The sequence below is a fragment of the Streptomyces sp. NBC_00414 genome, assembly GCF_036038375.1.
In the GTDB taxonomy this organism is placed as follows: domain Bacteria; phylum Actinomycetota; class Actinomycetes; order Streptomycetales; family Streptomycetaceae; genus Streptomyces.
In genome coordinates this window covers 3724810-3737694 of record NZ_CP107935.1, presented here as the reverse complement: position 1 = coordinate 3737694, position 12885 = coordinate 3724810, and the positions used below count along the sequence as shown (strand labels likewise).

Below are 12885 nucleotides of genomic sequence, written 5' to 3'. Positions count from 1 at the left end.
GGTGAACCGTCCGCGCCGCCTGTCCGCGCTCACCCTCGCCCGGGCCGTCGCCGCCCTCGTCGCGACCGTCGCCCTCGGCGTCACCCTCTGGCACGGACTCGACGAGCGCGGTGCCGCTCTCGCGTTCGGGGTGCTCATCGCCGTCGGGGAGCTGGCCCGGTGGAGCGGGGCCGAGCAGCGCGAGTCGGCGCCGCTGGCCGCCGCCGGGGCCCTCGCCTACGCGCTGCTCGGGGAGAACGCCGGACACGCCACCCACGACGGGGTCCCGCAGATCGTCGCCGTGGTCACGGCCGCCTCCCTGCTGGGCTGCGTGCCGCACGTGGCGAAGGGCCGCGGACCCACCGCCGACCACCTCACCCGCCGCGTCCTGACCGTCGGATTCGCCGCGGTGTGCTTCCAGCCCCTCTACAGCCAGGGCAGGTTGGGGGAGTGGGCCGGCGGCGGACCCGGCTACGCGGCGCTCGTCGTCGCGCTGCTCCTGCTGACCGCGCTGTGGGACGCCGTACTGGCCGCGGCCATGGCCCACGCACGCACCCGGTGGCCCTTCGGACCGCTGCTGCGGGACGAGCTGCGGGGCACGCTCGGCATCGGGTCGGCGGTCTGCGCGACCGGGGCCGTGATGGCGCTCGCGGTCGCCGTCGCGGGCCTGTGGGCGCTGCCCGTCTTCTCGCTGCCGCTGCTGCTCACCCAGCTGTCCTTCCGGCGGTACGCGGCCGTCCGGACCACCTACCGCCAGACCATCGCCTCCCTGGCCAGAGCCACCGAGATAGCCGGCTACACCCCGGCGGGGCACGCCCGGCGGGTGGCGGCGCTCAGCCGGGCCGTCGGCCGTGAGCTGGGGCTCTCCGGGCCCGAGCTGACCGTCCTGGAGTACGCGGCGCTGATGCACGACATCGGCCAGCTCTCGCTCGTCGACCCCGTGCCCGCCGGTGCCACGGCCGTACTGGCACCCGACGACCAGCGGCGCATCGCCCTGCTCGGCGGTGCCGTGGTGCGCCGGACGGGGGTGGCGGCCGAGGTCGCCGTCGTGGTGGAACGGCAGGCGGACCCGTACCGGGAACAACCGATCAGCGCCAGAATCGTGAGGGCAGTGAACGCATACGAGGAGAAAGCCCGGGAAGCGGGCCCCGGTGGGCCTCTCAAGGCGCTGGAGGAGCTGCGGCTGGGCACCGCGCGCGACTATCAGCCCGAGGTCGTCGAGTCGCTGGCCAGGGTGCTGGCGAGAGACGGTCTTACCTTGCCCCTGGTTGGGTAACCCATGGGTAATGAGCGCCCTTCCGACCGTCCGTGGTTGGATGCGAGGAAGAGGACATCAGGGGGCACAGTCCAGCCCGAGGCTGCACGCTCTTCAACGAACTGGCAGGCGGGAATCGTGAGGATCTTCGGCAAGGGACGGCACCGGCCCTCCGCCTCATGGCGGCAGGCCACCGACCGTGCGTTCACACTCATCGGCGACGGCCGGTACGAGGACGCGGGGGCGCTGCTGACACGTGCGGCGGACCTGGAGCCCTGGCTGTCCGAGTCGTGGTTCAACCTCGCGCTGCTGCACAAGTTCCGGCACGACTGGGAACAGGCGCGAGCGGCCGGTCTGCGGGCCGTGGCGCTGCTCGACCGGGAGACCGGGGCCCCCGATTGGTGGAACGTGGGGATCGCGGCGACGGCCCTGCAGGACTGGCCGCTGGCCCGGCGGGCCTGGCAGGCGTACGGCCTGCGGGTGCCCGGCGGTGCCTCCCGGCCCAAGCCCGGCGCGGGAGCCGGCGGCACCGGCGAGCCGGTGGGTATGGACCTCGGCAGCGCGGCCGTACGGCTGTCGCCCGAGGGCGAGGCCGAGGTCGTGTGGGGGCGGCGGCTCGACCCCGCCCGCATCGAGGTCCTCTCCATCCCGCTGCCGTCCTCCGGGCGGCGCTGGGGCGAGGTCGTGCTGCACGACGGGGTGCCCCACGGGGAGCGCACGACCGCCGCGGGGCACGCGTACCCCGTCTTCGACGAGATCGAGCTGTGGGCGCCCTCGCCGGTGCCCACCTGGGTCGTGCTCCTGGAGGCGGAGACCGAGGACGACCGGGACGCCCTGGAGCGGCTCGCGGCCGACGCCGGGTTCGCCGCGGAGGACTGGTCGTCGTCCGTACGGCTGCTCTGCCGGATGTGCTCCGAGTCGCGGATGCCGTCCGACGAGGGTGACGGGGAGCATCTCGATCCGCACGATCACAGTGAGCCGGGGCATCCCGGGCCGCTCGGTCACCGGACCGACGGGCAGCTGTGGGTGCCGGAGCGCGAATGTGGCCTCGCGGCCCCGGCCTCGCTCGTCCGGGGGTTGCTGGACGGGTGGGTCGCCGACAGTCCTGATTCGCGGGGCTGGCGGGATCTCGAAGAGGTCTGCTAGCCGCGGCCGACGGGGGCTGCCGAGGTCGTTCGCCGGGTGCGGGCGAGTCGTGGCTGGCGGCGCCCCGCGGCACGGCCGCACATCGGCACGGCCCCGCGCCCCTGGGAGGCGCCCCTGCGGGGCGGCCCCTGTCAGGGGCGCCCCGTACCCTGTACCGCATCGCAACCCCGTTTTCCGAGGAAGGCTTACGTCGGTCATGGCGCAGCAGGACACTGAGCAGCAGCACTCCGGAGTGCTCCCCGTGGACGACGAGGGCTTCGTCATCGACACCGAGAGCCCGGAGGAGCGTGAGGCGGCCTACCGCGGGCGCGGGACCTCCCGGCCCATCACGGTCGTCGGTAATCCGGTGCTGCACAAGGAGTGCAAGGACGTCACGGACTTCGGTGACGACCTCGCCCGGCTGGTCGACGACATGTTCGCCAGCCAGCACACCGCCGAGGGCGTGGGCCTGGCCGCCAACCAGGTCGGTGTCGACCTCAAGGTCTTCGTCTACGACTGCCCGGACGACGACGGCAAGCGGCACACGGGAGTGATCTGCAACCCCGTGCTCGTCGAACTGCCCACCGAGCGGCGTCAGCTGGACGAGAGCAACGAGGGCTGCCTGTCGGTGCCGACCGCGTACGCGCCGCTGGCCCGCCCCGACTACGCCGAGGTCACCGGGCAGGACGAGAAGGGCAACCCGATCAAGGTGCGCGGCACGGGCTACTTCGCGCGCTGCCTCCAGCACGAGACGGACCACCTGTACGGGTACCTCTACATCGACCGGCTCTCCAAGCGCGAGCGCAAGGACGCGCTGCGGCAGATGGCCGAGAACGAACCGCGGTACCCCGTCGTCGCGAACGACTGAAAGTGACCGCGGCAGTCCGAGGGCACCTGGGAGTGCCTGAGAACGACTGAGACAGAAAACGACAACCGGGGCGTGTGCGTCCCGCACCACGGCGCCTGGTCGGATCCCCTTCCGACCAGGCGCCGTTCGCGTGTGCGTCCCAGGTTCGATCCTTTGTGCGCTTTTTATGGCCCATATTCAGTCACACATAGGGAGATTCTCGGCAGCGTGGACTAGTTAGTAGAGCAACTCCGTTCCCAGAACGGTCAGTTGTGGTGCTGAATGGGAAGTGCGGGGATACGCAACGGCGCACGCCCGGCACAGCGGGAGGGGCGTGTCGTCAACAGGCGGCTGAGAGGGGTTTGTTCGTGCCTGCCTTCGCACAGCGCACCACAACGACGTACACCACGGTCCCCGTTCCACCGGCGCTCTCTCTTCCGGTGATCGAGACCGAGTTTCCCCGTCAACTCCATCCGTATTGGCCCAAGCTCCAGGAGAACACCCGGACCTGGCTCCTGGAAATGCGCCTCATGCCGGCGGCCAAGATTGAGGCATATGCCGATGGGCTTTGCTACACGGACCTCATGGCGGGCTTCTACATAGGCGCGCCCGACGAGGTCCTCCAGGCGATAGCGGACTACAGCGCGTGGTTCTTCGTCTGGGACGACCGTCACGACCGTGATGTCATCCACGGCCGGTCGGCGGCCTGGCAGCGGCTCAGGACGCGGCTGCACGCGGCCCTCGACTCCCCGAAGGAGCATTTGTACCACCAGGACCCCCTGGTCGCGGGGTTCGCGGACAGCGTGGCCCGGCTGTACTCGTTCCTGGGTGAGGGGTGGAACGCTCGGTTCGCCGACCATTTCCACGCGGTCATCGAGGCGTACGACCAGGAATTCCGTAACCGTGCGGCCGGCATTGTCCCGAGCGTCGAGGAGTATCTCGAACTGCGCCGGAACACTTTCGCGCACTGGATCTGGCTCGACCTGCTGGAGCCGAGCGCGGGGTACGAACTGCCGGTCGCGGTCCGGGAGAACTCCGCGTATCGCAGGGCCGCTCTGCTGTGCCAGGATTTCGCCGCCTGGTACAACGACCTGTGCTCTCTCCCCAAGGAAATAGCGGGCGACGAGATACACAATCTCGGTATCAGTCTCATTCATCACGAGGGAATGCGGCTGGAAGAATCGGTCAAGGAAGTCAGGCGTCGGGTCGAGGAATGCATCAATGAATTCCTGGTCGCCGAGCAGGAGGTGTTGCGGTACGCGGAAAGGATTGCCAACGGGTCCGTGCGAGGCGCCGAACTGGCGGCTGCCGTCCGGGCGTGCCTGTTCAATATGCGGAACTGGTTCAGCTCCGTGTACTGGTTCCACCACGAGTCGGGCCGGTACATGGTCGACAGCTGGGACGACCGCACCACACCCCCGTACGTCAACAACGAAGCGGCAGGTGAGAAATGACCGTCGAGTCGGTACGGACCGCTGCACACCAAGCGGCAGAACTGTCCACCCCGCCTCTGGCCGGAGGCGGCGTCCCCGGCCTCGGACACGGCCTGAAACTGGTCCGCGATCCGCTGGGTTTCCTCTCCCGGCTGCGCGATCAGGGCGACGTCGTCCGGCTGAAGCTGGGCCCCAAGACGGTCTACGCCGTCACCACGCCGGCGCTCACCGGGGAGCTGGCGCTGAGCCCCGACTTCAAGATCGACGGGCCCCTGTGGGAGTCCCTGGAAGGCCTGCTCGGCAAGGAGGGAGTGGCGACCGCCAACGGTTCGCGGCACCGGCGTCAGCGCCGGACGATCCAGCCCGCGTTCCGCTTGGACGCCATCCCCGGCTACGGGCCGATCATGGAGGAGGAGGCGCACGCCCTCGCGGCGGGCTGGCGGCCCGGCGAGACGATCGACTGCACCGCCGAGTCGTTCCGCGTCGCCGTCCGTATCGCCGCCCGCTGCCTGCTGCGCGGCGACTTCATGGACGAGCGGGCCGAGCGGCTGAGCATCGCCCTCGCCACCGTCTTCCGCGGTATGTACCGCCGTATGGTGGTTCCCGCCGGGCCGCTCTATCGGCTTCCGCTTCCGGCCAATCGCAAATTCGACCGCGCATTGGCCGATTTGCACCTCCTGGTCGACGAGATCATCGCCGAGCGCCGCGCATCTGGTCAAAAGCCGGACGATTTGCTGACGGCATTGCTGGAAGCGAAGGACGAGAATGGCGAGCCCATCGGGGAACAGGAGATCCACGACCAGGTGGTCGCGATACTCACCCCCGGCAGCGAAACCGTCGCTTCCACGATCATGTGGCTCCTGCAGGTCCTCGCAGAACACCCGGAACACGCGGATCGGGTACGCGAAGAGGTCGAATCGGTCGCGGGTGACCGCCCGGTCGCATTCGAGGACGTACGGAAGCTGTCCCACACGAACAATGTCGTCGTCGAGGCCATGCGGTTGCGTCCCGCCGTATGGATATTGACGCGCCGGGCGGTGACCGAAACCGCACTCGGCGGGTATCGCATTCCGGCCGGGGCCGACATCGTCTACAGCCCGTACGCGATACAGCGCGATGCGCGTTCGTACGACGGAAGTCTGGAGTTCGATCCCGATCGCTGGCTTCCGGAACGTGCCAAGGACGTGCCGAAGTATGCGATGAGTCCGTTCAGTGTGGGCAACCGGAAGTGCCCGAGCGACCACTTCTCGATGGCCCAGCTCGGCCTCGTCACGGCGGCGGTGGCCTCGCGCTGGCGCCTGGAGCAGGTGTCGGAGTCGAACGACACCACCCGCGTCGGCATCACGCTGCGACCGCACCGGCTGCTGCTGAGGGCCGTACCGAGGTGAGCGCGGCTCGTACCGAGGTGAGTGTGCTCGTACCGAGGTGAGCGCGGGCGTACCGCGCTGACCGCTCCCGGCGCACGTTCAGGCGGCCTGCGGGCCCCTGAACGTGCGCCGGTACGCGTTCGGTGTCGTACCCAGCGAGCGGACGAACTGATGGCGCAGCGCGGCCGCCGTCCCGAACCCCGTGCGGTCCGCGATGAAGTCCATCGTCTCGTCCGTGGCCTCCAGCAACTCCTGTGCCAGCAGCACCCGTTGACGCAGCAGCCAGCGGTACGGAGTGGTCCCCGTCTCCTGCTGGAAGCGCCGCGCGAAGGTGCGCGGCGACATGTGCGCGCGGGCGGCCAGCTGCTCGACGGTCACCTCCTCGTCGAGGTGGGCCTCCATCCAGACGAGCACCGCGCCGACCGTGTCGCACGTCGAGCGCGGCAGCGGGCGCTCGATGTACTGGGCCTGGCCGCCGTCGCGGTGCGGAGGCACGATCATGCGGCGCGCGATGCTGTTGGCGACCTCCGGGCCCTGCTCCTTGCGGACGATGTGCAGACAGGCGTCGATGCCGGAGGCGGTGCCCGCCGAGGTGATCACCGGGTCCTCGTCCACGTACAGCACGTCCGGTTCGACCTTCGCGAGCGGGTGGCGCTGGGCCAGTGTCTCGGCGTGCCGCCAGTGGACCGCGCAGCGCCGCCCGTCGAGCAGGCCGGCGGCGCCGAGCACGAAGACCCCCGAGCAGACACTGAGCACCTTGGTGCCCCGGTCGGCGGCCCTGACGAGGGTGTCCAGCAGCGCGGGCGGGTAGGTGCGCCCGATGTAGTGGCTCCCGGCGGGCACGACGATCAGGTCGGCCTCCTCCAGCCGGTCGAGACCGTACGGGGTGGAGAGCGTGAAGCCCGGGACGTGGGTGGCGAGGGTCGGACCCTCGGCCGAGGCGACCGCGAAGTCGTACACCGGCAGGCCCTCGTCGCTGCGGTCGAGGCCGAAGACCTCGCACACGACGCCGAGTTCGAAGGGATGCACGCCGTCGAGCAGGACGGCGGCCACGTTGGTCAGCATGCTGACAGTGTGCACCCGATCTGGCAGGAAATCGAGGGTGTACGGCAGTCCTGCCACTCACGGTAAGGAGTATTCGGCGCGACAGTGGTGTCTATGAATACGACACAGCTGGAAGGCCTGATCGGAATGCTCTTCGTCCTCGGAATCCTCGTCCTGCTCGTCCTCCCCGCGGTGTTCGGCATCGTCCGCGACCGGCGCGTCGACCGTCAGCTCAGGGAGGCCGAGCAGGGCCCCGCGAAGGAGCGGGGCCCCTCACGGGATCAGAAGTCCTCGTCGAGGTCGACCGTCCCCTCCACGGCCACCTGGTACGCCGAGGGCCGGCGCTCGAAGAAGTTGGTCAGCTCCTGAACCCCCTGCAGCTCCATGAACGAGAAGGGGTTCTCGGAGCCGTACACCGGGGCGAGGCCGAGGCGCTGCAGCCGCTGGTCGGCCACGCACTCCAGGTACTGCCGCATCGACTCGGTGTTCATGCCCGGCAGGCCCTCACCGCACAGGTCACGCCCGAACTGCAGCTCGGCCTCGACCGCCTCGCGCATCATGTCGGTCACCTGCTGCCGGAGCTCGTCGTCGAAGAGCTCCGGCTCCTCCTTGCGGACGGTGTCCACGACCTCGAAGGCGAAGCTCATGTGCATCGTCTCGTCGCGGAACACCCAGTTGGTGCCGGTCGCCAGGCCGTGCAGCAGGCCCCGGCTGCGGAACCAGTAGACGTACGCGAAGGCACCGTAGAAGAACAGGCCCTCGATGCACGCGGCGAAGCAGATGAGGTTCAGCAGGAAGCGGCGCCTGTCGGCCTTCGTCTCCAGCCGGTCCAGCTTCTCCACCGAGTCCATCCACTTGAAGCAGAACTCGGCCTTCTCCCGGATGGACGGGATGCTCTCGACGGCGTCGAAGGCCGCCGCCCGGTCCGCCGGATCGGGCAGATAGGTGTCGAGCAGCGTCAGATAGAACTGGACGTGCACGGCCTCCTCGAAGAGCTGACGGCTCAGATAGAGCCGCGCCTCGGGGGAGTTGATGTGCTTGTAGAGCGTCAGGACCAGGTTGTTCGACACGATCGAGTCGCCGGTAGCGAAGAACGCGACCAGCCGGCCGATCATGTGCTGCTCACCGGGTGACAGCTTCGCGAGGTCGGAGACGTCCGAGTGGAGGTCGACCTCCTCGACGGTCCAGGTGTTCTTGATCGCGTCCCGGTAGCGCTCGTAGAAGTCCGGGTAGCGCATGGGACGCAGGGTCAGCTCGAAGCCGGGATCGAGAAGGTTCTTCTCGGTCTTCTCACTCTTCTCGGTGTTCTCGGCGTTGTCGGTCGTGCCGGTCTCGGCGGCCGTCTCGGGTGCGGTGGTCATTACTGGCAGGCCTCGCAGGACTCGGGGTTCTCAAGGGAGCAGGCGACCGCGTCGGGGTCGGCGGTCTGCTGGACGGGAATGGTCGTCTCGGGCCGCGCCTGGACCTGTGGGCTCTGGGCCTGGGCGGCGCGGGCGATCCGGGTCGCCGGGCGTGAGCGCAGGTAGTACGTCGTCTTCAGCCCCGACTTCCAGGCGTACGCGTACATCGAGGAGAGCTTGCCGATGGTCGGCGTCTCCAGGAACAGGTTCAGCGACTGGGCCTGGTCCAGGAACGGGGTCCGGGCTGCGGCCATGTCGATCAGGCCGCGCTGCGGGATCTCCCACGCCGTGCGGTAGAGGTCGCGCACGTCCTGCGGGACCCAGGTGAAGCCCTGCACCGAGCCGCCCGACTCGCGCAGCGCCTCCCGGGTCTGCGCGTCCCACACGCCGAGCTTCTTCAGCTCGGCCACCAGGTAGGAGTTCACCTGGAGGAACTCGCCCGACAGCGTCTCGCGCTTGAACAGGTTGGAGACCTGCGGCTCGATGCACTCGTACACGCCCGCGATGGACGCGATGGTGGCGGTCGGGGCGATGGCGAGCAGCAGCGAGTTGCGCATACCCACGGCGGCGATCCGCTCCCGCAGGGCGGCCCAGCGCTCCGGCCAGTTCAGCTCGACGTCGTAGTGGTCCGGATGCAGCACACCCTGGGCCGTACGGGTCTTCTCCCAGGCGGGCAGCGGGCCGTTGCGCTCGGCGAGGTCCGCGGACGCCTCGTACGAGGCGAGCATGATCCGCTCGGCGATCCGGGTGGAGAGGGCACGGGCCTGAGGGGAGTCGAACGGCAGCCGCAGCTTGAAGAAGACGTCCTGCAGACCCATGGCGCCGAGGCCCACCGGACGCCACTTGGAGTTGGAGCGGCCCGCCTGCTCGGTCGGGTAGAAGTTGATGTCGACGACCCGGTCGAGGAAGGTCACGGCGGTACGGACGGTCGCGTCGAGCCGCTCCCAGTCGATGTCCTGCGCGTCGGCGTCCACGAAAGCGCCCAGGTTGACCGACCCGAGGTTGCAGACCGCGGTCTCCCCGTCGTCCGTGACCTCCAGGATCTCGGTGCACAGGTTCGAGGAGTGGACCGTGTGGCCGGGCAGCGCCGTCTGGTTGGCCGTGCGGTTGGCGGCGTCCTTGAAGGTCATCCAGCCGTTGCCGGTCTGCGCCAGGGTGCGCATCATGCGGCCGTACAGGTCACGGGCCGGGATGGTCCTCTTCGCGAGCCCCTGCTCCTCGGCCCTGCGGTACGCGGCGTCGAACTCGTCGCCCCACAGGTCGACCAGCTCGGGCACGTCCGAGGGCGAGAACAGCGACCAGTCGCGGTTCTCGTTCACCCGGCGCATGAACTCGTCCGGGATCCAGTGCGCGAGGTTCAGGTTGTGCGTACGCCGGGCGTCCTCACCGGTGTTGTCGCGCAGCTCAAGGAACTCCTCGATGTCGGAGTGCCAGGTCTCCAGGTAGACGGCGGCGGCGCCCTTGCGCCGGCCGCCCTGGTTCACCGCGGCGACCGAGGCGTCGAGGGTCTTCAGGAACGGGACGATGCCGTTCGAGTGCCCGTTCGTGCCGCGGATCAGCGAACCGCGCGAACGGATCCGGGAGTACGAGAGGCCGATGCCGCCCGCGTGCTTGGAGAGGCGGGCCACCTGGTGATAGCGGTCGTAGATGGAGTCCAGCTCGTCCAGCGGGGAGTCGAGGAGGTAGCAGGACGACATCTGGGGGTGGCGCGTACCGGAGTTGAAGAGCGTGGGGGAGGAGGGCAGGTAGTCGAGGCGGCTCATCAGCCGGTACAGGGAGGCCACTTCGTCGAGGGCGCGCGTGGTGTCGTCCTCGGCGAGACCGCTCGCCACCCGCAGCATGAAGTGCTGGGGCGTCTCGATGACGGACCGCGTGATCGGGTGCCGCAGCAGGTACCGGCTGTGCAGGGTTCGCAGGCCGAAGTAGCCGAAGCGGTCGTCGCCCGCCAGGTCGATCAGCGCGTCGAGCCGGGCCGCGTGCAGGCGTACGAACGCTGCCGTGCGGTCGGCGATCAGGCCCTCGCGGTGGCCGACGGCGACCGACTCGGAGAAGGAGCGCACACCCTGTGAGGCGGCCTCCTCGGCGATGCCGACGGTCAGCAGGCGGGCGGCCAGCTTCGAGTAGACCGGGTCCTCGGAGATGAGCCCTGCGGCCGACTCCGTGGCCAGCTCACGCAGCTCGGCCGTGTCCGCGGCGGCGGACCGGCCGCGCAACGCGGCGGCGGCGACCCGGCCGGGGTCGGCACCGGGGAGGTCGGCGGTGAAGTCGGTCAGGATCCGCAGCAACGCGGTTCCCGGTCCGTCTGCCTCGGCCCTGTCCTGCTGCTCCCGGGTCGCTGTCGCGGAGACCGGATCGGCTGGCGCGATGGTCACGTAGGGCTCTCCCTCGCTCGGCACGGGGCCCGCGGGGAGGGGGATTCGGAGCACACGGGGGTACACGCTCTGGGCAGCGGTACTCCGCGTCCACCGGCCCACTCCACGAGGCCCGGACGTCATGCACCCGGACCGGACGGTCCAGGCGCGCTGTCGGCAGGTCCTCGGACTGACTCCTGTACGCGATATACGAGCATGCGGACATATGGGCATGCGTATATGCGCGTATAAGTACACCGTTGCGGGACAGTTCCGGATTCGCACCGGATTCCCCTGCGACGACAGCGAGCATGAGCATACATCTTGTGCCGGGCTCCGGAAGCACCCCCACATCTTGTGTCGTGTCGACTCCGGGAGGGGTAGCGGAGCGTGTCAGAGCGTCAACTCATAGCTGAGGAGCATGATGTCGTCCAGGTGCGGGACGGGGTTCCAGTCCCGGGCCGGATCGCGGGTGAAGCCGAGGCGCTCGTAGATCCGGTGGGCGCTGTGCATGGTGCGCTGGGTGGACAGCACGACGGCCCCGCAGCCGTCCGTGGCCCGTGCGCGGTCGACGCAGGCGCGCACGAGGGCGGTGCCCACGCCCCTGCCGCGGGCGTCCTTCGAGACCGCCAGCATCCGGATCTCGGCCTCGCCGTCGCGCGAGACCTCGGCCATGGGACCGCCTGCCGGCACGAAGGTCACCCCGCCGAGAAGCCGCCCCCGCACGCCCGCCCCGCCGCCGCCCTCCACGTCCTCGACGGCCACCAGTACGTCGGCGGCGGCGGCCCGCTTCGCCACGTTCCGCAGCTCGCCGAGGTACTCGTCGCTCTCCCCGAAGTCGAGCAGCCCGTCCCCGAGATAGGCCTGCGCGGTGATCTCTCCCAGCGCGGTGTACTCCCCGGGCTCCGCCCGTCTGATCACGATGTCCATGCTGAGCAGTGTGCAGTGTGCCGGTGGCTCGGGTGGTTCGGGTGGCTCTCAGCCCGCGCTCGGCCACAACTGCAGCGTCGAGACGAAATCCTTCGTGAAGTCGCGCGGGCCAGGACCCAGCGCCACCCGGCCGGTGAGGCGGGCCCGTGCGGTCAGGGCCGGCGACTCGGGATAGTAGATCCGCCCCGCCGCCGAGGGCACGAACACGGTCTGGCCGCGGGTGAGTTCGGCGGCGGACTCGACGATGACCGCGCCCTCCGCGAGCGTCACGAACGACTCGTCCGCGCACACGCCGACGGCGAGCGGATCGTGCAGCGGACAGGTGCCGTCCCCGCCACTGCGCCGGTACGCGTCCATGTAGACCCGCAGCAGTCTGGCGGCGAGCGCGGTGCCGGGGCCCGCCGCCTCCAGGGCCGCGAGGTCGGCGGGCCTGAACAGCCATTGGTGCGAGGCGTCCAGGTCGACCATCGTGAACGGGATGCCGGAGGACAGGACCAGCTCGGCGGCGTCCGGGTCGGCCCACATGTTGAACTCGGCGACCGGGGTGATGTTCCCGGGCACCCGCGCGGCGCCGCCCATGAACACGAACCTGCCGACGCGCCGGGCGAATCCGGGGTCCTCCAGGAGCGCGATCGCGATGTTGGTGAGGGGGCCCGTGGCGCACACCGTCAGCTCGCCCTCGTACTCCCGGGAGAGCCGCAGCAGCGCCTGCGCGGAGGACTCCGTCGGGTGCGCGGCGGTCGAGTCGGGCAGCGTCTCGTCGCCGAGGCCCGAGGGGCCGTGGAAGTCGGCGGCGACGCGGTAGGGGAGGCGGGTCAGGGGGCGGCCCGCACCGCGGTGCACGGGGACGTCGGCGTCGATGCGCATCGCTCGTGCGAGGGCGCGGGCGTTGAGGTAGGTCTGCTCGGCGGGGAGGTTGCCGCCCGCGGAGGTGTAGGCCTTCAGGTCCCACAGGCCTGTGCCCAGGAGGTACTGGAGGGCTACGGCGTCGTCGATACCGGGGTCGCTGTCGAGGACGATGGGCGCGCGTGGGGTCACCGGTCCAGGTTATCCGCCCCCGTCGCCCCTACCCTCCCCCAGTCTCGGCTTCGCTCGACCGGGGGGACCCCCATCGTCACCGCATGGGGGCTGCGCCCCCTCGCCCCCGTTGTCCT

General features: G+C 69.9%; 11 protein-coding genes and 1 riboswitch. Of the genes, 6 read left to right on the top strand and 5 right to left on the bottom strand.

Features of this window, described 5'->3' with window-relative positions; genetic code table 11:
- Position 1 precedes the first annotated feature (1 nt).
- The 5 genes from OHS59_RS15950 to OHS59_RS15930 all read left to right on the top strand — a co-directional run bounded on the left by OHS59_RS15950 (position 2) and on the right by OHS59_RS15930 (position 6027).
- Positions 2 to 1255: an HD-GYP domain-containing protein gene (locus OHS59_RS15950; RefSeq protein ID WP_328494061.1), complete on the top strand. Its 1254-nt coding sequence runs from the start codon at positions 2 to 4 to the stop codon at positions 1253 to 1255.
- A 117-nt stretch (positions 1256 to 1372) separates the two neighbouring features.
- Positions 1373 to 2380: a tetratricopeptide repeat protein gene (locus OHS59_RS15945; protein WP_328494060.1), complete on the top strand. Its 1008-nt coding sequence runs from the start codon at positions 1373 to 1375 to the stop codon at positions 2378 to 2380.
- 196 nt (positions 2381 to 2576) lie between these two features.
- Entirely contained in the window at positions 2577 to 3227 is a 651-nt protein-coding gene (def, locus tag OHS59_RS15940; protein ID WP_328494059.1) for a peptide deformylase, read from the top strand.
- A 347-nt stretch (positions 3228 to 3574) separates the two neighbouring features.
- On the top strand, positions 3575 to 4660 hold the full coding sequence (cyc1, locus tag OHS59_RS15935; RefSeq protein ID WP_328494058.1) for an epi-isozizaene synthase: 1086 nt from the start codon (positions 3575 to 3577) through the stop codon (positions 4658 to 4660).
- A complete protein-coding gene (locus tag OHS59_RS15930; protein ID WP_328494057.1) occupies positions 4657 to 6027 on the top strand; it encodes a bifunctional albaflavenone monooxygenase/terpene synthase in 1371 nt (456 codons plus the stop codon). Before cyc1 ends, OHS59_RS15930 begins: the two co-directional genes overlap by 4 nt.
- A gap of 78 nt (positions 6028 to 6105) precedes the next feature.
- Here the strand turns inward: OHS59_RS15930 and OHS59_RS15925 are convergent, their stop codons facing one another.
- Positions 6106 to 7071, bottom strand: coding sequence for a helix-turn-helix domain-containing protein (locus tag OHS59_RS15925; RefSeq protein ID WP_328494056.1), 966 nt, complete (start codon positions 7069 to 7071; stop codon positions 6106 to 6108).
- 93 nt (positions 7072 to 7164) lie between these two features.
- On the opposite strand from OHS59_RS15925, the gene OHS59_RS15920 reads away from it, so the two are divergent.
- On the top strand, positions 7165 to 7419 hold the full coding sequence (locus tag OHS59_RS15920; protein WP_328494055.1) for a hypothetical protein: 255 nt from the start codon (positions 7165 to 7167) through the stop codon (positions 7417 to 7419).
- On the opposite strand, the gene OHS59_RS15915 is transcribed toward OHS59_RS15920, so the two are convergent.
- The 4 genes from OHS59_RS15915 to OHS59_RS15900 form a co-directional block, all read right to left on the bottom strand.
- Positions 7332 to 8411 (bottom strand): ribonucleotide-diphosphate reductase subunit beta, encoded by a 1080-nt coding sequence (locus tag OHS59_RS15915; RefSeq protein ID WP_443061445.1) that lies wholly within the window; start codon positions 8409 to 8411, stop codon positions 7332 to 7334. The two genes, OHS59_RS15920 and OHS59_RS15915, sit on opposite strands and share 88 nt — an antisense overlap.
- Positions 8411 to 10822 carry a ribonucleoside-diphosphate reductase subunit alpha gene (locus tag OHS59_RS15910; RefSeq protein WP_328494054.1) on the bottom strand — a complete coding sequence of 804 codons (2412 nt, stop codon included), beginning with the start codon at positions 10820 to 10822 and terminating at the stop codon, positions 8411 to 8413. The genes OHS59_RS15915 and OHS59_RS15910 overlap by 1 nt, the downstream gene beginning before the upstream one ends.
- A gap of 138 nt (positions 10823 to 10960) precedes the next feature.
- Positions 10961 to 11120: riboswitch (cobalamin riboswitch) on the bottom strand.
- A gap of 74 nt (positions 11121 to 11194) precedes the next feature.
- Positions 11195 to 11731, bottom strand: coding sequence for a GNAT family N-acetyltransferase (locus tag OHS59_RS15905; protein ID WP_328494053.1), 537 nt, complete (start codon positions 11729 to 11731; stop codon positions 11195 to 11197).
- Between the two features lie 48 nt (positions 11732 to 11779).
- Complete coding sequence (locus OHS59_RS15900; protein ID WP_328494052.1) at positions 11780 to 12769, bottom strand: nucleoside hydrolase; 990 nt, start codon at positions 12767 to 12769, stop codon at positions 11780 to 11782.
- Positions 12770 to 12885 lie beyond the last annotated feature (116 nt).